The sequence below is a fragment of the Actinomadura rugatobispora genome (assembly GCF_042656285.1).
Lineage (GTDB): Bacteria > Actinomycetota > Actinomycetes > Streptosporangiales > Streptosporangiaceae > Spirillospora > Spirillospora rugatobispora.
Genome location: NZ_JBHSON010000128.1, coordinates 1 through 20318, shown reverse-complemented (window position 1 = coordinate 20318; position 20318 = coordinate 1). Strand labels below are relative to the sequence as shown.

19 protein-coding genes are annotated in these 20318 nt (G+C 73.7%); 9 read left to right on the top strand and 10 right to left on the bottom strand.

Annotated features, from left to right (window positions below; all coding sequences use genetic code 11):
* Positions 1 to 35: 35 nt before the first annotated feature.
* From ACFPZN_RS50545 to ACFPZN_RS50525, 5 genes are read right to left on the bottom strand one after another with little or no spacing between them, the layout of a single operon-like run.
* Entirely contained in the window at positions 36 to 1148 is a 1113-nt protein-coding gene (locus ACFPZN_RS50545; protein WP_378291428.1) for an acyl-CoA dehydrogenase family protein, read from the bottom strand.
* Positions 1148 to 2350, bottom strand: a complete 1203-nt coding sequence (locus ACFPZN_RS50540; RefSeq protein ID WP_378291426.1) for an acyl-CoA dehydrogenase family protein — start codon at positions 2348 to 2350, stop codon at positions 1148 to 1150. Before ACFPZN_RS50540 ends, ACFPZN_RS50545 begins: the two co-directional genes overlap by 1 nt.
* Before the next feature lie 2 nt (positions 2351 to 2352).
* Complete coding sequence (locus ACFPZN_RS50535) at positions 2353 to 3135, bottom strand: enoyl-CoA hydratase/isomerase family protein (protein WP_378291424.1); 783 nt, start codon at positions 3133 to 3135, stop codon at positions 2353 to 2355.
* Positions 3132 to 4088 (bottom strand): acyl-CoA dehydrogenase family protein, encoded by a 957-nt coding sequence (locus ACFPZN_RS50530; protein ID WP_378291422.1) that lies wholly within the window; start codon positions 4086 to 4088, stop codon positions 3132 to 3134. Before ACFPZN_RS50530 ends, ACFPZN_RS50535 begins: the two co-directional genes overlap by 4 nt.
* Positions 4085 to 5233, bottom strand: coding sequence for an acyl-CoA dehydrogenase family protein (locus ACFPZN_RS50525; protein WP_378291420.1), 1149 nt, complete (start codon positions 5231 to 5233; stop codon positions 4085 to 4087). Before ACFPZN_RS50525 ends, ACFPZN_RS50530 begins: the two co-directional genes overlap by 4 nt.
* 50 nt (positions 5234 to 5283) lie before the next feature.
* Here ACFPZN_RS50525 and ACFPZN_RS50520 point away from each other — a divergent pair, with 50 nt between their 5' ends.
* Complete coding sequence (locus ACFPZN_RS50520; RefSeq protein WP_378291418.1) at positions 5284 to 5748, top strand: nuclear transport factor 2 family protein; 465 nt, start codon at positions 5284 to 5286, stop codon at positions 5746 to 5748.
* A gap of 46 nt (positions 5749 to 5794) precedes the next feature.
* On the opposite strand, the gene ACFPZN_RS50515 is transcribed toward ACFPZN_RS50520, so the two are convergent.
* The 5 genes from ACFPZN_RS50515 to ACFPZN_RS50495 all read right to left on the bottom strand — a co-directional run bounded on the left by ACFPZN_RS50515 (position 5795) and on the right by ACFPZN_RS50495 (position 12068).
* Positions 5795 to 6871, bottom strand: a complete 1077-nt coding sequence (locus ACFPZN_RS50515) for a Zn-dependent alcohol dehydrogenase (protein ID WP_378291416.1) — start codon at positions 6869 to 6871, stop codon at positions 5795 to 5797.
* 62 nt (positions 6872 to 6933) lie between these two features.
* Positions 6934 to 8133 (bottom strand): amidohydrolase family protein, encoded by a 1200-nt coding sequence (locus tag ACFPZN_RS50510; RefSeq protein ID WP_378291414.1) that lies wholly within the window; start codon positions 8131 to 8133, stop codon positions 6934 to 6936.
* Positions 8134 to 8271: 138 nt separating this feature from the next.
* On the bottom strand, positions 8272 to 8685 hold the full coding sequence (locus ACFPZN_RS50505; protein ID WP_378291412.1) for a nuclear transport factor 2 family protein: 414 nt from the start codon (positions 8683 to 8685) through the stop codon (positions 8272 to 8274).
* A gap of 96 nt (positions 8686 to 8781) precedes the next feature.
* A complete protein-coding gene (locus tag ACFPZN_RS50500; protein ID WP_378291410.1) occupies positions 8782 to 11097 on the bottom strand; it encodes a CaiB/BaiF CoA-transferase family protein in 2316 nt (771 codons plus the stop codon).
* A complete protein-coding gene (locus ACFPZN_RS50495) occupies positions 11094 to 12068 on the bottom strand; it encodes an LLM class flavin-dependent oxidoreductase (RefSeq protein WP_378291408.1) in 975 nt (324 codons plus the stop codon). Before ACFPZN_RS50495 ends, ACFPZN_RS50500 begins: the two co-directional genes overlap by 4 nt.
* 133 nt (positions 12069 to 12201) lie before the next feature.
* Here ACFPZN_RS50495 and ACFPZN_RS50490 point away from each other — a divergent pair, with 133 nt between their 5' ends.
* The 8 genes from ACFPZN_RS50490 to ACFPZN_RS50455 all read left to right on the top strand — a co-directional run.
* On the top strand, positions 12202 to 13422 hold the full coding sequence (locus tag ACFPZN_RS50490) for a CaiB/BaiF CoA transferase family protein (protein ID WP_378291405.1): 1221 nt from the start codon (positions 12202 to 12204) through the stop codon (positions 13420 to 13422).
* Between the two features lie 7 nt (positions 13423 to 13429).
* Complete coding sequence (locus ACFPZN_RS50485) at positions 13430 to 13873, top strand: Zn-ribbon domain-containing OB-fold protein (RefSeq protein WP_378291403.1); 444 nt, start codon at positions 13430 to 13432, stop codon at positions 13871 to 13873.
* The gene (locus tag ACFPZN_RS50480; protein WP_378291401.1) at positions 13873 to 15054 is read left to right on the top strand and encodes a thiolase family protein; all 1182 of its coding nucleotides are present in this window, start codon (positions 13873 to 13875) and stop codon (positions 15052 to 15054) included. The genes ACFPZN_RS50485 and ACFPZN_RS50480 overlap by 1 nt, the downstream gene beginning before the upstream one ends.
* 73 nt (positions 15055 to 15127) lie before the next feature.
* Complete coding sequence (locus ACFPZN_RS50475; protein WP_378291399.1) at positions 15128 to 15970, top strand: SDR family NAD(P)-dependent oxidoreductase; 843 nt, start codon at positions 15128 to 15130, stop codon at positions 15968 to 15970.
* 96 nt (positions 15971 to 16066) lie between these two features.
* The gene (locus tag ACFPZN_RS50470; RefSeq protein ID WP_378291397.1) at positions 16067 to 17269 is read left to right on the top strand and encodes an amidohydrolase family protein; all 1203 of its coding nucleotides are present in this window, start codon (positions 16067 to 16069) and stop codon (positions 17267 to 17269) included.
* Between the two features lie 464 nt (positions 17270 to 17733).
* Positions 17734 to 18930 (top strand): cytochrome P450, encoded by a 1197-nt coding sequence (locus tag ACFPZN_RS50465; protein ID WP_378291395.1) that lies wholly within the window; start codon positions 17734 to 17736, stop codon positions 18928 to 18930.
* Positions 18931 to 19003: 73 nt separating this feature from the next.
* On the top strand, positions 19004 to 19612 hold the full coding sequence (locus ACFPZN_RS50460) for a TetR/AcrR family transcriptional regulator (protein WP_378291450.1): 609 nt from the start codon (positions 19004 to 19006) through the stop codon (positions 19610 to 19612).
* A 500-nt stretch (positions 19613 to 20112) separates the two neighbouring features.
* Positions 20113 to 20318: ABC transporter permease (locus ACFPZN_RS50455; RefSeq protein ID WP_378291448.1), on the top strand; the 206-nt coding region annotated here is incomplete at its 3' end.

Genomic DNA, 20318 nt, shown 5'->3' with positions numbered 1-20318 from the left:
CCGGGACGAGCGGCCGCAGGGGTGAAGGCGCGGTGTCAGCGGTAGCGGCCGGCCAGCCGCCGGCGGTGGGACACCGGCGAACCGAACAGCGAGCGGTTGAGCGCGGCCCGCTTCAGGTAGACGTGGATGCCGCTCTCCCACGTGTAGCCCATCCCCCCGTGCAGCTGCATCGCCTTGCCGGTGACGTCGACCGCCGCGCCGCACGCGTACGACTTGGCCATCGAGGCCGCCACCCACGACTCGGGGTCATCGCCGGCCAGCGCCCGCACGGCCGCCGCGACGAGCCGGCGCGCCACCGTGACCTGGACGAGCATGTCGGCGCACGCGTGCTTGACCGCCTGGAAGGAGCCGATCGGGCTGCCGAACTGCTCCCGCACCCCGGCGTAGGCGACGGTCGCCTCCAGCATGGCCTCGCTCAGGCCGAGGCTGTCGCAGGCGACGGCGACGGCGGCACGGTCGAGCACGCGGCGGACGGCGGCCTCGGGCTCGCCGTCGAAGCGCCACACCGACTCCTCCCCCACCGCCACGGCGTCCGCGGTCACCGTGCCGAAGCGGCGGGTGGCGTCCAGGACGGGCTGCGCCTCCAGGCCGAGCCCGGCGGCGTCCGCCGCGACATCGACGATCACGGGCGTGCCCTCGGGGTCGAGCGCGGGCAGCAGGAGGCTTCCGGCGTCGGGCGCGTCGAGCACGAAGGCGGCGCGGCCGTGCACCCGCAGGCCCTCCGGTGAGCGGTCCAGGCGGAACGGCGGCTCGGCCGAGGCGCCGTCGCCTCCCAGGCCCTCACCGCCGCCGGACAGCGCGACCACCGGGACGGCCTCGCCCGCCGCGGTCCGGCCCAGCAGCAGGTCCCGGCCGGGGCCGGGCCGCAGCAGGTTGAGCGTCCCGATGGCCAGGACCGCCGCCCCCAGGTACGGGCCGCACGCGGCCGCCCGGCCCATCTCCTCCAGGACGACGGCGACCTCGGCGAAGGTGGCGTCCGCGCCGTCCAGCGCGGCCGGCGCCTCCAGCCCGAGCCATCCGGACTCGGCGATCCGCGCCCAGTCGGCCCCGGACCCGGGGCCGGCCTTGCCGAGCAGGTCGCGCGCCACGGCCCGGAGCTCGTCGTGGATCTCGGAGAAGTCGGAAAGGTCGGAGGAGTCGGCGGGCATCAGCTTCTCCTCGGTTCTCGGGGCAGTCCGAGGCCGCGCTCACCGATGATGGTGCGCTGGATCTCGCTCGTCCCGCCCGGAATCGTCCACTCCCACGAGCCGATGAAGTCCAGGACCCAGGCCCCCGACTCCCACCCGCTCGACATGGGCTTGCGCAGCTCGGTGTGGGCCGCCAGGCCCGCGACCTCGGCACCGAAGCCGGTCATCCGCTGCAGCAGCTCGCTGTAGTGCAGCTTCACGATCGAGGCGTCCGCCGGGCCGGCGGTGCCGTCGTCGTGGCGCTCCACCAGGTCGCGGCAGAGCGCGCGCAGGCCGGTGGCCTCGGTCTCGAACGCCGCCAGCCGGTCCTGGACCAGCGAGTCGTCGATCAGCCGTTCACCGCCGGGCCCCGGCCGGGCGCACGCCTCCACCAGCCAGCGGAAGCCGGCGTTGCCGAGCCGTTCCGCCAGCTCGAGCATCGTCATGCCGCGCTCGGCGCCCAGGGTCTCCTGCGCCACCCGCCAGCCCTCGTTCTCCGGGCCCACCAGGTTCTCGGCCGGGATGACGACGTCGTTGAGGAAGACCTCGCAGAAGTGCGATTCACCGGTCGCCTGCTGGATGGGCCGGACGTCGATGCCGGGCGTGCGCATGTCCATGAGGAAGTAGGAGATGCCGCGCCGCTTGGGGGCGGCGGGGTCGGTGCGGGCCAGCAGCAGGCACCAGTCGGCGTGCGTGGCGCCGCTCGCCCACAGCTTCTGCCCGTTGACGACGAAGCCGTCGCGCTCGCGGCGGGCCGTCGTCTTGAGCGCGGCGAGGTCGGATCCGGCGTCGGGCTCGGAGAACCCCTGGACCCAGATCTCGCCGTCCAGGATCGCCGGGAGGTGGCGGCGGCGCTGCTCGTCGGTGCCGGCGGCGAGCAGCGTGGACGCGGCGTGGTGGATGGAGACGAACGCCAGGACCAGGCGCGGCGCGTCGTGGGCGGCGAGCTCCTGGTACAGGACGATCTGCTCGGCGACCGGCATCCCGCCGCCCCATTCCCGGGGCCAGTGCGGAACGGCGTAGCCGGAGCGGCGCAGCTCCTGGAACCACTCCTTCTGGAAGGCGACGAACTCCTCGTCGGGGACGCCGGTCTGCGCTCGCCGCCAGTCGGCGGGCACGTGGGTCCGGCACCACTCGCGCACGGAGGAGCGGAACTCCTGGAGGTCTCCGGTCGGCGGCGTCATCGTCAGCCCGCCTTCCGCCGCAGCGCGAGCAGCCGGTCGCGGTGCTCCTCGGAGCGCATCGTGACGGCCTCGGCGGCGAAACCGGCCTGCATCGCGCCGCGCAGCGCCTCCGACAGGTGCATGTTGACCACCCGTTTGGTGCCGCGGAGCGCCTCCACCGGCTGCCGGGCGAGCCGCTCGGCGAGGCGCCGGGCCTCGGGCAGCAGGTCGTCGGGCGCGGCGGCACGCGAGGCGAGCCCCAGCTCGACGGCCGTCGCCGCGGGGATGCGCTCGCCGGTGAACAGGTACTCGCGCGACCGGAGGATCGGGGTGAGCAGCGGCCAGAACGCGGCGCCGCCGTCCCCGGCCACCAGCCCGACGCTGACGTGCGGGTCGGCCAGGTACGCGGTGTCCGACATCAGCACGATGTCGGACAGCACCGCGATGCTGCAGCCCAGCCCGACCGCCGGGCCGTTGACGGCGGCGATCACCGGCAGCGGGAACCGGAGCATCTCCTCGATGATCTGCGCGCCCTCGCGGAGGCTCTCGTCGCGGGCGACCGGGTCGTCCAGGAAGGAGGCGATCCAGTCCAGGTCGCCGCCCGCGCAGAACGCGCGCCCGGCACCGGTGAGGATCACCACCCTGGCCTCCAGGTCGGCGGCCAGCTGCCGCCAGACGTTGGCGAACGCCCAGTGCAGCCGCTCGTTGACGGCGTTCAGCTCGGCGGGCCGGTTGACGACGACGGTGCGGACGGGGCCCTCGGCCTCGACGGTCAGCTCGCCGGGAAGGTCGTAGGTCACGGTCATGCGGTCACCCGTTGCGCGGTGTCGCCGAACAGCCCCGTCAGGCCGTTGCGTCCCAGCCGGGCGGCGAGCCGGTCGCGGGTCGCCGACAGGCCCAGCGGGAGCCGGCGCAGCGGCTGGCTGTACCGGGAGAGCCAGGACAGGGTCGCCTCGTCGCAGAAGCCGGTGGCGCCGTGCAGCTGGTGCGCGACGCGGAACACGGCCTCGGCCGCCTCGACCGCCGCCAGGCGGAGCGCGAGCGCGTCGTCCAGCGCCTCGCCGCGGTGGGTCTGGACGCTCCACAGCGCGTACTTGGCCAGCACCTCGACGCCGCTGCGCTCCACCTCGGCGTCGGTCAGCTGGAACTGCACGCCCTGGAACCGCGCGAGCGCCTGCCCGAACTGCTCCCGGACGAGCACGTGCTCGCGGGCGAGGTCGAGGGCCCGGTCGAGCATCCCGAGCAGCGTCCAGCACGGCAGGACGAGGCCGAGGGCCACGTCGTCCGCGCCGTCGTCGTCGACCGGCCGCAGGTCCAGCCCGGTGACGAACGCGGACGTGCGGGGCGGCCCGTCCGGGGGGCGGGGGACGGCGAGGCTGCGCCGGCCGTCCAGCGTGACCGCCGCCCAGCGCAGGTCGTCGAGGCCGGCCACGGCGGCGGAGGGGGCGGTGCCGGCGACCACCAGCAGGCCGTCGGCGCCGAGGCCGGCGGGCCGCGCGAGGCGCTCGGCCACCGGGTAGGGGGCCGCCCAGTAGCCGGCGGCGCGGCACAGCGCGGCCCCCGCCTCCAGCTCCTCGGCGTCGCCTCGGGGGTCGAGCTCCCAGGCGCCCAGTTCGCCGAGGACGGGGGCCACGAGGCCGGCCCTGCGCGCGGGTTCGCGCTCGGCGGTCTCGGCGAGCGCGTCGCCGCCCGCCGCCTCCAGCGCGCGGTGCACCTGCCGCCCGTACTCGGCCGCCTCGCGGCTCAGCTCGATGTTCATGACGCCGCCAGCAGCGACCGGGACAGCAGGATGCGCTGCATCTCGATGCTCCCCGAGGCGACGGTGGACGCCTGCGAGTAGCGCCAGTGGTCCTCCACCTCGGCGCGGAACCACGCGCCCTCCGGCCCTTCGGGCGGCGCCGCCCCGACGATCTCCATGAGCACCTCGGCGCTCTCCTGGTCGAGCCGGGTCACCGCGATGCGGTACGCCGCGGCGTCGCCCGGCTTGATGGTGCCCTCGCTCTGCAGCGACACCACGCGGTAGGCCAGCAGCCGGGCCCGCCGGCAGTGCGTGAGCATCCGCGCCCACCGGCCGCGCAGCTCGGCCGGGAGGTCGTCCCAGCGGTCGCCGAGCGCCTCGGGCGCGGCCTGCAGGAGGCGCTCGCAGCGGGCGTAGCGGGCGATGCCCACCCGCTCGTACGACAGCACCTCCTGCACCACCTTCCAGCCCTCGCCGACGGTGCCCAGGACGTCGGCCTCGGTGACCCGCAGGTCGTCGAAGAAGACCTCGTTGAGGTGGTGCGGCCCCATCATGCAGGGGATCGGCCTGACCTCGATGGCGGGGTCGGACATCGGGACCAGGAAGATGGTGAGGCCCTGCTGCTTGCGCTCGCCCCTGGAGGTGCGGGCGAGGAGGAAGCACCACTGGGCCATCGTGGCGTAGGACGTCCAGATCTTCTGGCCGGAGACCAGCCAGCCGTCGCCGTCGGGCCGGGCGGCGGTGCGCAGCGAGGCCAGGTCGGAGCCGGCGTCGGGCTCGCTGAAGCCCTGGCACCAGATCACCTCGCCGCGCGCGATCGGCGGGAGGTGCTTGCGCCGCTGCTGCGGGGTGCCGTGCCGCATGATCGTGGGCCCGACCCAGTTGACCCCCATGTACTGGGCGCCGCGGGGCTCGTGGTGCGCCCACATCTCCTCGCGGACCACGGTCTGCTCCCAGATCGAGGCGTCCCGGCCGCCGTACTCCTCGGGCCAGGCCATGCAGAGCAGGCCGCGCTCGGCGAGGAGCCGGCAGAAGCGCTGGGCGACCTCCAGGTCGGCCGGGTCGTCGGTGAACGCCCCGAGGAAGTCCGGCGGGACGTGCTCCTCCACCAGCCCGCGCAGCTCACCGCGCAGGGCCGTGGCGGCCTCCCCCATCGTGAAGTCCATGAATCATCACCCTACGCTATCCTTTAAAGGATTACAATACTTGCCACTGCATGACCGCGATCATAGACTCATCGGTGTTCGCCCCGTCCAGCGCGCATCCGGCGCGAACCCGAACGGAAGGGCTGCCGATGCTCGACGACACCACGGTGGAGAACCTGCGGCGCCACTGGGACGAGGGGTGGAACGCCGGCGACCTGGCCACGATCATGGAGCCGTTCGCCGCCGACGTCGTCTTCAGCTCCCCGTTCGTCCCGCGGCTGACCGGCGACCCGGCCAAGAAGACGATCGACGGCTTCGAGGCGCTCAGCGGCTACGTGGACTACGCGCTGCGCCGCACCCCCGGCATCCGGTACACGCTCGACGCGGTCTACGCGGGCACCGACGCGGTCGTCCTGGCCTACACCTGCCACGCCCCGGACGGGACGGTGCGCCGCGGCGCCGACTCCATGCGGGTCGACGCGACGGGCAAGGTGGTCGAGTGGAACTGCCACTACTCTCACGACTCGATGTCCTGACCCGGCGGTGCGCCGGCGGGAGGTCGGCGGCCGGGCCGGGGCCCGGTCAGACGATGACGGTCCGCACCCCTTCGGCCTTGGCCACCAGGTCGATCCCGTGGTTGATCTCGTCCAGCCCGATGCGCGTGGAGACCATCGAGCCGAGATCGAGTTTCCCCGACTCGGCGAGCCGGATGAACCGGGGGAAGTCGCGCAGGATCTGCGACCCGCCGACGACCGAGCCCGCCAGCCGCTTCCCCGAGAACACCGCCTTGACCGCCGGGAGCGTCAGGGTGTCGCCGAGCGCCGGCATCCCCACCAGCGTCACCGTGCCCTGGACGCGCGCCATGTCGAACGCCTGCACCATCAGCTCGGGACGCCCCACGACCTCGAAGGTGTAGTCGGCCCCCTCCCCGCCGGTCAGCGCCCGGACCTGCTCGATCGGGTCGCCCTCCGCCGGGTCGACGGCGTGCGTGGCCCCCTGGGCCAGGCTCGCCTCGCGCCGGCCGGCGATCGGGTCGATGGCGACGATGACCGCCGCGCCCGCGATGCGCGCGCCCTGGATCACCGACTGGCCGACCCCGCCGCAGCCGATCACCGCCACGCTGGAGCCCGGCGCCACGGCCGCGGTGTTGAGGGCGGCGCCCAGGCCGGTGGTGACGCCGCACCCGAGGAGGGCGAGCTGCTCGTCGGCGAGGTCGGTCTCGACCGGGACCACCGACGCCTCGTCCACGACCATGGCCTCGGCGAACGTCCCGCAGCCGCACACCGCCGGGGCCATGCGGCCGTCGGCGAGCGCGAACCGCTCGGCCGCCTTCACCACCGGGTTGAGCGCGCAGTGGTTCGACATGCCGTCGACGCAGCGGCGGCACGTTCCACACGCGGGCGTGACCGAGGCCAGGACCCGGTCCCCTGGACGGACCCGGCGCACCTCGGGGCCCACCTCCTCCACCACGCCGCAGCCCTCGTGGCCGAGCGCGATCGGGAGCGGCAGCGCCGACAGCCCGTTGAGCACGTTGAGATCGGTGTGGCAGATGCCGCTCGCGGTGACGCGCACGAGGACGTCCCGCGGTCCGATCGCCGGAACGGGCAGGTCCTCGACCACGGCCGGCCGGCCGACCTCGTACGCGATGGCGACTTTCACTGCTGAAACCCCTTGGGATCCGGTCCGACACCGAGGAAGGAGGAAGGACGTGCGCGGAAGGCCTAGCCCGAGAGGGCCGGCGCGTGGTCGGGGATGCCCAGCAGCGCCGCGGTGTTCCCGCGCAGCACCCGGCGCGTGACCGCGGCGTCGAAGCCGGCGAGCCGGGAGAGGTAGTCGCGGGGCTCGCGGAGCCCCTCGGGGTGCGGGTAGTCCGAGCCGAACAGGACGTGGCCGGCGCCGAGGGTGCCGATCAGGTCGCGCACGTCGTCCTCGGGGAACGGGCTGATCCACAGGTGCTCCGCCAGCGCCTCGCTGGGACGCGCCGGCAGCTGCCCGCCGATCATGGGACCGCGGCGGCCCAGCGCCGCGGCCTTGTCGATGCTCTTGAACAGCGGCTTCAGCCAGTTCGACCCGTTCTCGATCGAGATGATCTTCACCTCGGGGTGGCGGCCGAACAGGTTGTGCAGCGTCAGCGCGATGAGCGTGTCGACCACCGGCCGCTCGGTGTTGCACAGGGCCCATTGCAGCGGGGACTGCGCGTGCGAGGGGTTGGCCGGGTCCTCGGACCAGTGGGTGCCGTAGAAGTGCTGGTAGCCGCTGTTGGAGACGTGGAACACCACCGGGATCCCGGCCTCGGCCACGGTCGCCCAGAACGGGTCGAAGTGCGGGTCGGCCGGCGAGCGGCCCCCCACCGGCCCCGGGCACAGGTGCACCAGGCGGGCGCCGGCGTCGATGACCCGGTTCAGCTCGGCCATGGCGCGGTCGATGTCGAGCAGCGAGAGCATGGGCACGCCGAAGATCCGGCCGTCCGCCCCGTACCCCCAGTCCTCCTCCAGCCAGCGGTTGAAGGCCCGCAGGCTCGCGTAGCTGAGGTCGACGTCGTCCCGCATGTCGTACTCCACCGCGACGCCCAGGGTGGGAAGCATGATGGTCGCCTCCAGGCCCTGCTCGTCCATCAGCGCCAGGCGGGCCGTCCGCTCCATGAACTCCGGATGGTCCTTGGCGTTGATCACCTCGCGGTGGGTGAACCCGTCGGCGACCTCGCCGGCGAACAGCCCCTCCAGGGCGCCGGGCGCCGAGGCGTAGTCGCCGGGCATCACGCTCATGAACGTCCGCCCGCCCCGGAGGTAGATGCGGCCGAGGCCGTCGTCGCCCCGCCGGACGCGGACGGTCTCGTCCTTGAAGCGCGCCTCGATGTGCCGGGTGAAGCAGTCGTCGGGCTCGTAATAGTGCCCATCGGCATCGATCAGCAAGTACTCCATCCCCGCCTACCTCCGGACGCCCCGTCGACAAAGGGATCGGACGCTTAGTAAGTGAGCGCCCAGTTACTACTGTTCCACTACCGGCTTCGGCGTGTCAAGGCGGGCCGCGACCTGCCCGACACGCCGCGCGCTCCGGTGTCAGGCCCCGTCAAGGGTGGCCAGCAGGGCGTGCGTGTCCTGCTGGAAGACCCTGATCTCCGAGATGAGGCCGCCGGCGAAGGAGAACAGCTCGACGACGTCGACCGTCGCCGAGCGGCCCGACGCCTTCGCCGTCCACGTCTGCGTGGTGACCTGGACGACCGTGTCGCCGCAGCCGAGGATCCGCGGCTCCTCGATCGCGCGGTCCCAGTGCCGCGCGAACGCCGCCCCCATCTCGGCCATGCCCTCGCTCCCCCGGTGCCAGCCGCCGTGCGGAAGCGACGCCGGCTGCTGGATGCGGAAGTCCGGGTGGAGCAGCGCGAACGCGCCGTCGCGGTCGCCGGCCTGGAACCGGCGCGCCATCTCGTTCACCAGTTCCACGCCGTCCTGTCGCGCGCTGTCGGTCGTGCCCATGCCTGCGGCTCCTCACGGTCGTCGGGCACGCCCGCGGGCATGCCGGTCGTACTGGGTTCTTCCCGGGTCGCGCCGGCCGCGCCGGCGGGGCGGGCCTCACGGGAGCCCGGCGGCGTCCCCGAGCTGCCGGGCGATCTTCCCGGCCAGCAGCGCGTCCGCCTCCTCCCGGGGCACGCCCAGCTCGGTGAGGACCTCGGCGGTGTGCTCGCCGACGCCCGGGAGCATCAGCCGCGGCCCGGCGGAGGCGTCCGGCCCGCACCGCACCAGCGGGCCGATCTGCTCGAACCGGCCCCAGTCGGCGGTCTCGTACGACACCACCCGGCCCATCCGGCGGTTCACCGGATCGTCGAGGACGGCGCGCCGGAAGCCGTCCCGGTCCAGCGGTTCGACGAGCTCGGCGAGGAGTCCCAGGCCCCGCAGCCGGTCCGTCCACTCGGCCGCGGGCGCCGACGCGAACGCCGTCTCCAGGACCGTCTCGGCCCGGCGGGCGCGGGCGTCGTCGGCACCGCCGCGCAGCGGCGTGTACTCCGCCGGAAGCGCCCCGGCCCCGGGAAGCGACGCCAGCCGCCGCCATCCCTCCTCGTCGGGGACGACCAGCGCGAACCAGCCGCCGTCGCCGCCCTCGTAGAGGCGGTACCCGGGCCCGTAGCCCGTCTGCCGCGCGTCCAGCTCGGGACCGCGCACGAGCTCGCCGTCGCGCTCGAACACCCCGCTCTGCACCAGCATGCCGGCGCCGAGCAGGCTCGTCACCACGCGCCGGCCCCGGCCGTCGCGCGCCCGCGCGTACAGGCCGGTCAGCAGCCCCATGGCCGCGACCCATCCCCCGGACATGTCCAGCGGGATCCACGTCGCCGCCAGCGGGTCGTTCCCGGCGCCGCCGACGGCGCGCTCGAACCCGGTCACGGCCTGCATGAGCGCGTCGTTGGCCGGGAACCTGGCCCGGGGGCCGGCGGCGCCGAAGGCGCTGGCGTGGCAGTACACGGCGCCGGGGTTCAGGCGGGCGACCGTCTCCTCGTCGATGCCGAGCCGCTCGGCCACCCCCACGCGGAAGTTGTGCAGGACGACGTCGGCCCACTTCAGCAGCCGCTCGACGACGGGCCGCGCCTCGGGCGCGCCGATGTCCAGCGCCAGGCTGCGCTTCCCGCGCTGGCACGCGGCGACGGCGTACGCGGCGGCGCGCATCGCCTCGCCGTCGGGCGGCTCGACCTTGATGACGTCCGCGCCGAGGTCGGCGAGGATCTCGGCGGCCAGCGGCCCGGCGACGAACGCCGAGAAGTCCAGGACGCGCAGGCCGCCGAGCAGGCCGGTCTCCTCCCCGTCCTCCGGAGGGCCGGACGACGGGGCCTCCCCGGCCGGGGCGTCCGCGAGCGGGGACACCGAGATCGGGGAGCCGACCACCACGTCGCGGTGGCCGCCGTCCGTCCGCGTGAGGGCCAGCCCGTTCTCGGCGGCGTGGGGGTCGCCCAGCGCCTCGCCGGGGCCGAACACGGGCTCGCAGGCGACGCCCGACTCGCGCAGCTGGCCGATCCAGACGTCGCGGGGCCGGGTGGCGAAGATCGCGCCCCAGCGGGCGGCCCGCTCGCCGAGCCTGCCGGTCATCTGGTCGGTGTAGTAGCCCTCGGCGCTGGGCTCGTCCCCGAGCACGCCGAGCAGCGCGGTGTACATCCCCTTGCCGCCGAACCACACCTGGATCAGCTCGCCGTCGGCGCAGCGGTAGAGGAAGTTCGGGAAGGTCGAGCCCTTCTCCCAGTACCCCTCGATCTCGGGCTTGGCCCGCTCCGACCGGCCGATCATGCAGCCGAGCGTGGCGAGCATGCCGTCGTAGAGGGAGGTCTCGGCCCACCCCCCGGCGCCGGTCAGCGCCCGGCGGCGCAGCAGCGCGAGGACCGACACGGTCAGCAGGGACGCGGTGCCGATGCCGGACGCGCGGACGTCGACGAAGATCGGGCCGGGCCGGTGGCCCTCGAGCTGGGTGCAGAAACCGGCGCGCGCCTCCACCAGCAGGCCGTGGTCCTCGACGGTCCCGGCGGCGGTGCGGCTGGGGCGGCAGCGGGCGTAGACCAGGCCGGGGCTGCCCTCCCGCAGGTCGCGGTAGCCGAGGCCGCGGCCTTCCACGAGCGCCTCCGGCCCGTAGACCAGGGCGGCGTCGGCCTCGCTGAGCAGCGCGGACACCTCGTCGCGGTCGTCGGTGGCGACGACGCGCTTGTCGCGGTGCCAGGCCCTGCCCCACGGCACGCCGGCGTCCAGGGGCGCGGGCCGCGTGCCCACCACCCGGACGACGTCGGCCCCGAGGTCGGCCAGGAGCATGCCCGGCACGCCCCCGGCCAGGCCGAGGCCGAGGTCGCTCGTGCCCGCGGCGACCTCGACGACCGTCAGGCCCGCGAGCGGCGTCCCGGAGAGCGGGGCGCTCACGGGGCCACGCCACCGGGAGCCGCCGGGACGGGGAGGGTCAGGCGCGGCAGCACTTCCTCCGCGGCGAGCGTGACCACCTCAAGGGTGTCGTCGGGCGCCGCCGGGGAGATGACGAAGTGCCGGACGCCGGCGTCGACGTACTTTTGGAGCCGTGCAGCGACCTCCTCTGGCGTGCCCGAGGGGGCGATGCGGTCGAGCATGGCGCGCGGCTTGTCGCCGTAGGCGCCGCCGAGGAACGCCTCGACGTCGTTGCGGGCGCGGTCGCCGTCGCGGCGGACGCAGCAGTAGAGGTACATCATCCACTCGAAGCCGGCCAGGTCGCGGCCGGCGGCCCGCGCCTCGTCCTCGATGGCGGCCACCGAGCGGGCGTAGGCGTCGGGCGACATCAGATAAGGCATCCAGCCGTCGCCCAGGCGGGCGGCGCGGCGCATGGCCGGCGCCTTGCGGCCGGAGACCAGCAGCGGCGGGCCGCCCGGCCGCATCTCCGGGGCGTCAGCGCCCGGCGACCGGACCGGCCGCAGCTCCAGGTCGTCGAAGTCGAAGAACCTGCCGTGATGGGTGACCGGCCCGCCGTTCCAGAGCGCCCGCAGGATCTCCATCGCCTCGTCGGTCCGGGGGCCGCGCTCCTTGAGCGGCACGCCGACGGCCTCGAACTCCTTGGGGAACTCGCCTCCGACGCCCACCCCGACCGAGACCCGGCCGCCGGTGCGGGAGTCGAGGTCGGCGAGCTGCTTGGCCGCGATCACCGGCGGGTACAGCGGCAACTGGAGGACGGCGGTGCCCACCCGCACCCGCTCGGTCCAGGCGGCCATCAGGGCGAGCCGGGTGATCGCCTCGCCGGTCGAGGTCGGCGGCAGCAGATGGCCGCCCTGCCAGATCGATTCGATCGGGAGTCGTTCGGCCGCGGCCAGCCAGTCCCTGTCGGGTTCCGGAATGGCCGCTGCCCCGAAGATGATGCGATCGCCTGGCACCGAGGCTCCTTCGCGAGAGGCTCCGACGCCGGTCGGCGCCGACGGGGGGAAGATAGCAAAGGCTCACTTTCTCCCGGTAGTGAGTATAGTGAGCGAACGCTCTCTTTGTCTCGGGCGGAAGAAGGGGAGGCCCATGGCGGGACCACTGTCCGGACTGCGGGTCGTCGAGCTGCAGAGCCGCGGGCCCGGTCCGTTCGGCGCCATGGTCCTCGCCGATCTCGGGGCCGACGTGGTGCGCGTCGTCCGCCCGGAGGACGTCGCGCCCGCCGCCGGTGCGCCCGCCGCCGGCGAGAGCGGGACGGAACGCATGATACGCGGCCGCCGCAGGATCGACCTGGTCACGCGCGGCCGCCGCTCCGTCGCCGTCGACCTCAAGCACGCCGGCGGCCTCGCCGCGGTGCTCCGCCTGGCCGGGAAGGCCGACGTGCTGGTGGAGGGGTTCCGCCCCGGCGTCGCCGAGCGGCTCGGCGTCGGCCCGGACGTCTGCCTCGAACGCAACCCCCGGCTGGTCTACGCCCGCATCACCGGCTGGGGCCAGGACGGGCCGTACGCCCGCACCCCCGGGCACGACATCAACTACGTCGCGCTGGCCGGGGCGCTCGACCCGCTGCGCCGCGGCGACGGTCCGCCCGCCCCGCCGCTGAACCTCCTGGGCGACTACGGCGGCGGGGGGATGCTCCTGGTCGTCGGCGTCCTGAGCGCCCTGTTCGAGCGGTCGCGCTCGGGCCGGGGGCAGGTGGTCGACACCGCGATGGTCGACGGGGTCGCCCTGCTGACCACGCTCTTCCACGGGATGCGCGCCGAGGGCCTGTGGTCCGACGAGCCCGGCACCAACGTCCTGGACCTCGGGGCGCCCTTCTACAACGTCTACGAGACCGCCGACGGCCGCCACGTGACCGTCGGCTGCGGCGAGCCGCAGTTCTACGCCGAGCTGCTCGACCGCCTGGGCCTGGGCGACGAGCTCCTGCACCGCCAGGCCGACCCCGCCGCCTGGCCGGAGGACAGGGCCCGGCTGGCGGCCGTCTTCAGGTCCAGGCGGTTCGAGGAGTGGTGCGAGCTGCTGGAGGGCACCGACACCTGCTTCGCCCCGGTGCTCACGCTCGCCGAGGCCCCCTCGCACCCCCACAACGTCGAACGGGGCACCTTCGTGGAGATCGACGGCGTGGTGCAGCCGTCGGCGGCCCCCAGGTTCGGTCGCACGCCCGCGGCGCCCGCCACCCCTCCGGCCGAGGCGGGCGGGCACACGAGCGAGGTGCTGCGCGACTGGGGCTTCGGCGCCGACGAGGTCGGCGCGCTGCTCGACGCCGGGGCCGTGGTGCAGGCCGGCCGCCCCTCCGGCCCCGACCAGCGATAGGGAGAAGATGGACGCGACCGTAGGGATACCGCCCGCCGTCACCGAGGAGACCCGGCCCTTCTGGGACGCGGCCGCCGAGGGCCGCCTGGTCGTCGAGGGATGCTCCTCCTGCGGCGCCCGGTCCTTCCCGCCTCGGGGGATGTGCCGCTCCTGCCGCGGCAGGTCCATGGAGCCGGTCGAGATCACCGGGCCGGGCCGCGTCTACAGCCTCACCGTGAACCACCAGCGCTGGCTTCCAGGTCTGGAGGTGCCGTACGCGGTCGTCCTCGTCGAGTTCCCCGGCCACCCGGGCGTGCGGGTGGTCGGCAGGCTGCGGGGCTGCCCGCCCGAGGAGGCGGCGATCGGCATGGAGGTCGGCATCGGTTTCGAGCCGGGGCCGGGCGGCTTCGCCATCCCCAGCTTCGTGGCCGTCGAGGGCGGCGAACCGTCCGCGCGGGAAGGGGAGGCCTGATGGGGACCGACCTGTTCGAGCGGCGGGCCGTGATCTCCGGCGTCGGGCAGTCCGCGATCGGGCGCCAGGTCGACCGGTCGGGCCTGCAGCTCACGCTCGACGCCGTCCTCGCCGCCGTCGAGGACGCCGGTCTGACGCTGGACGACATCGACGGCCTGGCCATGTTCCCGGGCGGGGGCGCGGCGAACCTGCCCGGCTACGCCAACGGAAACCTCTACGAGGTCCAGGACACGCTGCGGATCACCACGACCTGGCGCCAGGGGCTGGTGGAGGGGATGTCGCTGCCCTTCTACGGGCCGGCCCAGGCCGTCGCCACCGGGCAGGCCCGCCACGTGGTCATCTGGCGGACGGTGAAGGAGGGCAGCGCCAGCCGCAACGCCGGGGGCCGTCCCGCCTACGGCTCGACCAAGCCGGTCGCCGAGGGCCCGCTGGCGTGGCTGCTGCCCGTCGGGATGCTGTCGCCGGTCTGCCAGGTGGCCCCGTACGCCGCCCGCTACATGCACGAGTACGGCGTCACCCGCGAGCAGCTCGCGTGGATCCCGGTGACGCAGCGGGCGCACGCCGCCCTCAACCCGGACGCGGTCTACCGGACGCCGCTGACCGTCGAGGACTACCTCGGCTCGCGGATGATCTCCACGCCGATGTGCCTGTACGACTGCGACGCGCCCTGCGACGGCGCCACCGCCATCGTCGTCTCCGCCGCCGACACGGCGTCCGACCTGCGGGCACCGGTCCGCATCGAGGCCATGGCCGGGGTCGTGGAGGGCAGGCCGTCGTGGGAGCAGTGGGAGGACATGGGCCGCGTGGGCCACGGCGCCGCACGGGCGATGTGGGCGCGGACCGGCCTGCGGCCCGGTGACGTCGACGTCGCCGAACTCTACGACGGCTTCACCATCGAGGCCGTCTGGTGGCTGGAGGCGATGGGCTTCTGCGGGCCCGGCGAGGCCGGGGCGTTCGTCGATGGAGGCAAGCGCATCGCCCTCGACGGCGAGCTCCCGCTCAACACCTGGGGCGGCCAGCTGTCCGGCGGCCGCCTCCACGCCGCCTTCGGGCACACCGCCGAGGCCGTGCGGCAGCTGCGCGGCGAGGCCGGGGCGGCGCAGGTCGCCGGCGCGGAGGTCGCGGCGGTGACCAACGTCGGCGGCTTCGAGGCCGGCGCGGCGCTGCTGACACGCTGGTAGAAGGAGCGCCGAACGGCGCCGGGAAGCGCCGGCGGCGAACGGTTCGGGTTCGTACGAGGAGAGGAAGCGCCAGATGGTGGAGCGGGCCGGGCGGGTCGAGGGCAAGGTCGCGATCGTGACGGGGGCCGGGTCGACGCCGGGACCGGGGGTCGGCACGGGGAAGGCGACCGCGGTGGCGCTCGCCCGGGAGGGGGCGAGCGTGCTGCTCGTCGACCTGCACCCCGAGCGCGCCGAGGAGACGCGGGCGATGATCGCGGAGGAGGGCGGCAAGGCCGAGGTGTTCGCCGGCGACGCCACCCGGGCGGAGGCGTGCGAGGCGATGGTCCGCACGGCCGTCGAGGCGTTCGGGACCGTCGACGTCCTGGTGAACAACATCGGCCTGGCCTCGCTCGGGACGGTCGTCGACACGACCGAGGAGGCCTGGGACCGGGCCCTGGACATCAACCTGCGGACCGCCTTCCTCGCCTCCAAGTACGCGGTGCCCGTGATGGCCGCCAAGGGCGCCGGGTCGATCGTCAACATCGCGTCCATCTCGGCGCTCCGGGGGGACGGCACCCTCGCGTACTCGGCGGCCAAGGGCGGCCTGATCGCGATGACGGTCGACATGGCGTACTCGCACGGCCGCGAGGGGATCCGGGTCAACGCGATCGCGCCCGGCCACATCACCACGCCGATGGTGATGTCGGTCTCCGCGCCCGGCCCCCGCGCCGACTTCATGAACACGATGCGGTCCGAGGCGGGCCTCCTCGGGACGCCCGGCACCGGCTGGGACGTCGCCTGGGCGGCCGTCTACCTGGCGAGCGACGAGGCGCGGTGGGTCACGGGCGCGACCCTTCCCGTCGAGTCGGGCGTGCTCAGCGTGACCCCGCTGATGATGGCGCCGCGGCTGCGCGGCGTCCCCGAGCCCGGGGAGTGAGCGGCCGCCGGGCCCCGCGGCCGTTGCGCATCGGCCGCGCCGCGCCTAAAGTAAGTGAGCGAACACTCTCTAATGACGCCAAAGGAGCTCACGCGGATGGCTGACCAAGACGCGGCCGGTGCCGCCCTGTGCGAGCGGTACGCGGTCGCCGACGTCGACTCCCACATCATCGAGCCGGCCGACCTCTGGACGTCGCGCGTCTCGTCGAAGTGGGACGACCTCGTGCCCCACGTGCGGTTCCACGAGCGGCGGCAGGAGGACTACTGGTACATCGGCGACAAGAAGCTGTACGGCGTGGGCGCGTTCGCCCAGGCCGGATGGCCCGAGTGGCCGCCCTCCCACCCCAAGAAGCTCTCCGAGGCGCTCCCGGCCGCCATCGACCCCAAGGAACGCCTCGCCTACATGGACAAGGTGGGCGTTTACTACCAGGTGATGTACCCGAACATCCTCGGGTTCCACAGCCACCGTTTCCTCAACCAGATGCCGCGCGAGCTGGCCACCGAGTGCGTCCGCGCCTACAACGACTGGATCACCGAGTTCTGCTCGGCCGACGCCCGCCGGCTCATCCCGATGACGATGCTCCCGTTCTGGGACATCGACGAGTCGGTCGCCGAGATGAAGCGGGCCCACGAGATGGGGCACAAGGGCGTCCTGTTCGCCGCCCGCTACGACAAGGCCGGCTTCCCCCGCCTGATCGACGACTACTGGGAGCCGCTGCTGGGCCAGGCCCAGGAGATGGGCCTCAGCATGAACTTCCACGTCGGCTTCCTCGCGACCGACGACGAGCTCAAGGGCGCCGTCGACCAGTCCAAGAAGCTCGACTTCACCAAGGAGAGCGCGCTGGTCCTCCTGGGCAACGCCCAGAACATCGCCGAGGTGGTGCTCAGCGGCGTCTGCCACCGCTACCCGGACCTGAAGTTCGTCTCGGTCGAGAACGGCGCGGGCTGGCTGCCGTTCCTGGGCGAGAGCATGGACTGGCAGTGGCTGAACGTCGGCGCCCACAAGGAGTACCCCGACCGGATGCTCCCGAGCGAGTACATGCGCCGGCAGATCTACGGCATGTTCTGGTTCGAGCGGCAGTCGGTGCGGTCGGTGATCGACCAGCTCGCCGACAACCTCATGTTCGAGACCGACTTCCCGCACGCCACCAGCCTCTCCCCCGGCCCGGCGTCGGAGTCGCCGAGCCCACGCGACGTCATGGAGCAGGCGCTGGGCGGGCTGCCCGAGGAGACCGTCGGCAAGGTGCTCCAGCACACCGCGACGAAGCTCTACAACCTGGACCCTCCGGCCCGCGACTGATCCCCGGCGACGCCGACGCCCCCTCTGCGCCTGCGGGGCGTCGGCGTCCCCGGTCTCCCCCACGCACACCCCTCCCCGCCCCGCGCCTCTCCGCCCCACGCCCCGGCACCGCGCCCCCCGCTCCACACCCCTTGAGCCGTGCCTCTTCGCTCCGCGCCCCTTGAGGCCGCGCCCCCCGGCACCGCGCCTCCGCCTCGCCGCACCGCGCCCTTGAGCCGCGCCTTTTCGCTCCGCGCCTCTCCGCTCCGCACCCCTTGAGCCGCGCGTGCCGCACCGCGCCTCCGCGCTCCCGCCCCAGAGCCGCGCTCCGGGCGGTGCCTCTGAGCTGCAGCCCCGAGCGACGGAAAACCGGGCGGGAGAACACCCTTTGTCCGGCGGCCCCGTGGCGTTAGTATTCGCGCCACAGGTATGGCGTCAATTCGGAAAGCGTCCGGAACGCCGACCGCCGCGGGAGAGGGGCAGTGATGACCGCGCCCGAAGCCACCGGGGTCTACTACGACCCCTACGACCCCGGCATCAACGCCGATCCGTACCCGGTGTTCCGCAGACTGCGCGATGAGTCGCCGCTCTACTACAACGAGCCGCACGACTTCTACGCCGTCGCCCGGTACGAGGACGTCGAGCGCGGGGTGACCGACCACGAGACCTGCATCTCCGGCCGGGGCGCGATCCTCGAGCTGATCAGGGCGGGCATCGAGATCCCGCCGGGCGTGCTCCTCTTCGAGGACCCGCCCGTCCACACCGTCCACCGCGGCCTGATGAAGCGGGTCTTCACCCCGCGCCGGGTGGCGGAGCTGGAGCCCGGGATCCGCCGGTTCTGCGCCCGCAGCCTGGACCCGCTGGCCGGCGCCGGGCGGTTCGACTTCGTCGCCGACCTCGGCGCGCAGATGCCGATGCGGGTGATCGGCATGCTGCTGGGCATCCCGGAGCAGGACCAGGAGGCGATCCGCGACCAGGGCGACGCGCGCCTGCGCACCGAGGCCGGGCGGCCCATGGAGTACTCCGACGACTTCCTGGACGGCGAGGCGTTCGCCGACTACATCGACTGGCGCGCCGAGCACCCCTCCGACGACATCATGACCCACCTCCTGCAGGCCGAGTTCGAGGACGAGACCGGGACGCGCAGGCGGCTGACCCGCGAGGAGATCCTGACCTACGTCACCGTGATCGCCGGAGCGGGGAACGAGACCACCACCCGGCTGATCGGCTGGGCGGGCAAGGTCCTGGCCGACCATCCCGGCCAGCGGCGGCAGCTGGCCGAGGACCACACCCTGATCCCCAACGCCATCGAGGAACTCCTCCGCTACGAGGCGCCCGCGCCCCACGTGGCCCGGTACGTGGCGCGGGACGTGGAGGTGCACGGCCGGGTCGTGCCCGCGGGCAGCGTCATGATGTTCCTCCTGGGCTCGGCCAACCGCGACGACCGGCGCTACGACGACGGCGACCGCTTCGACGTCCACCGGAAGGTCGGCTCGCTCCTCACCTTCGGCCGCGGCATCCATTTCTGCCTGGGCGCGGCACTGGCGCGGCTCGAAGGGCGCATCGCCCTGGAAGAGGTCCTCAAGCGCTTCCCCGAGTGGGAGGTCGACCTGGACGGGGCCACGCTCGCGACCACCTCGACGGTTCGCGGCTGGGAGTCGCTACCGGTGCGCGTCGGATGACCGTTCCCCGGTCGGGCCGGGCGGCGCGACGGGATGGCAGGGCCGGCGAGGCCCATGGCGAAGTGGAGGGGACCTGAGCGATCAACCGGGCGAGCGCAGAGCGTACGACAGCCCGCTGCGCCGGCAGCGTGCCGCCGAGACGCGCGAACGCATCGTCGACGCCGGAGCCGAGATCATCCACGGCCTCCCCATCTGGAACTGGGACGCGCTGACCGTGCGGGCCGTGGCCGAGCGGGCCGGGGTCAACGTGCGGACGGTGTACCGCCACTTCGCGACCGAGCGCGACCTGCGCGCCGCCGTGCTGCACCGGCTGAGGAAGGAGGTCGGGATCGACCTCTCGGACCTGCGGCTCGAAGACGTCGCGGGCATCACCGCCCGGCTCCTGGGATACGTGTCCACCTTCCCCATCGCGCCGCGCACACCACGCGATCCCAACGTGGCCGCGGCCAACCGGGTCCAGCGGGAGGCGCTGCGCCGCGCGGTGGCGGGCCCGGCGGAGTCATGGCCCGCCGCCGACCGCGTGGTCGCGGCCTCCGTCCTCGACGTGCTCTGGAGCGTGGTCTCCTACGAGCGGCTGGTCACCGACTGGGAGCTCGAGCCCAAGGAGGCCATCACGGCCATCACCTGGGTCATCGGGCTGGTCGAGGACGCGATCCGCGAGGGCCGCCGCCCGTCGCCCTGAGGCCGCGCGGCGAGCCGCCGCTCCCTCGGGCGTTTCGCCCCACGCGCACCATGGAGGGGATGTACATTTTATGCCATATATGTGATGTTGATTGCGCCAGTCCCACGGACCCCCTACGTTACGAGTGCACACTCACTTATCTCCTGCCCCTTGCGTCTTCGGCGAAGGAGCGGATAAGGGAGAAGAAAGAGAGCATCATGAGAGAACTTCCTTCACACATGTTGGTCATGACGCTCTTCTGATCACATGCCCCATCCGCCCGAGCCGTCGTCCCCCCGGCGGCGGGTGACCCGTCCCGACGGCCCCGCCGCGTGCCCGCCCGGTCCCCCTTCCGGAACCTCCCGGTTCCGCCCACCCCATCGGAGGCCTCAGTGAGCACCACCACCGCGTCCCACGTCCCCAGGCGGTGTCCGTGAGCGCCGTGCCGAACCGCTTGGCGGGGTGGGGCGTGGGTGCTCTGGTCGCGATGGGTTCGTTGTTCGCGATTGGCGCGGGTGACGATGTTGCCGTCGTTGCTGGTGGCGTTGCCGTTGGGGGCGACGGTGGCGTTGCAGGTGGGTGATCTGGCGGGGCAGTTGGGTGCTCAGTCGGCGACCGGTGGTGCGGTGGTGGTGGGGTTGGTGCGGCAGGTCGCGCCGATCGCGTCGGCGTTGATCATCGCGGGTGCGGGTGGTTCGGCGATGACCTCGGACATGGGCGCGCGCAA

Bases quoted from the DNA above. Each gene is read 5' to 3' on its own strand.
- ACFPZN_RS50545 (WP_378291428.1), bottom strand. From the start codon at position 1,148: ATGCCCGCCGACTCCTCCGACCTTTCCGACTTCTCCGAGATCCACGAC.
- ACFPZN_RS50540 (WP_378291426.1), bottom strand. From the start codon at position 2,350: ATGACGCCGCCGACCGGAGACCTCCAGGAGTTCCGCTCCTCCGTGCGC.
- ACFPZN_RS50535 (WP_378291424.1), bottom strand. From the start codon at position 3,135: ATGACCGTGACCTACGACCTTCCCGGCGAGCTGACCGTCGAGGCCGAG.
- ACFPZN_RS50530 (WP_378291422.1), bottom strand. From the start codon at position 4,088: ATGAACATCGAGCTGAGCCGCGAGGCGGCCGAGTACGGGCGGCAGGTG.
- ACFPZN_RS50525 (WP_378291420.1), bottom strand. From the start codon at position 5,233: ATGGACTTCACGATGGGGGAGGCCGCCACGGCCCTGCGCGGTGAGCTG.
- ACFPZN_RS50520 (WP_378291418.1), top strand. From the start codon at position 5,284: ATGACCGCGATCATAGACTCATCGGTGTTCGCCCCGTCCAGCGCGCAT.
- ACFPZN_RS50510 (WP_378291414.1), bottom strand. From the start codon at position 8,133: ATGGAGTACTTGCTGATCGATGCCGATGGGCACTATTACGAGCCCGAC.
- ACFPZN_RS50505 (WP_378291412.1), bottom strand. From the start codon at position 8,685: ATGGGCACGACCGACAGCGCGCGACAGGACGGCGTGGAACTGGTGAAC.
- ACFPZN_RS50490 (WP_378291405.1), top strand. From the start codon at position 12,202: ATGGCGGGACCACTGTCCGGACTGCGGGTCGTCGAGCTGCAGAGCCGC.
- ACFPZN_RS50485 (WP_378291403.1), top strand. From the start codon at position 13,430: ATGGACGCGACCGTAGGGATACCGCCCGCCGTCACCGAGGAGACCCGG.
- ACFPZN_RS50480 (WP_378291401.1), top strand. From the start codon at position 13,873: ATGGGGACCGACCTGTTCGAGCGGCGGGCCGTGATCTCCGGCGTCGGG.
- ACFPZN_RS50475 (WP_378291399.1), top strand. From the start codon at position 15,128: ATGGTGGAGCGGGCCGGGCGGGTCGAGGGCAAGGTCGCGATCGTGACG.
- ACFPZN_RS50470 (WP_378291397.1), top strand. From the start codon at position 16,067: ATGGCTGACCAAGACGCGGCCGGTGCCGCCCTGTGCGAGCGGTACGCG.
- ACFPZN_RS50465 (WP_378291395.1), top strand. From the start codon at position 17,734: ATGACCGCGCCCGAAGCCACCGGGGTCTACTACGACCCCTACGACCCC.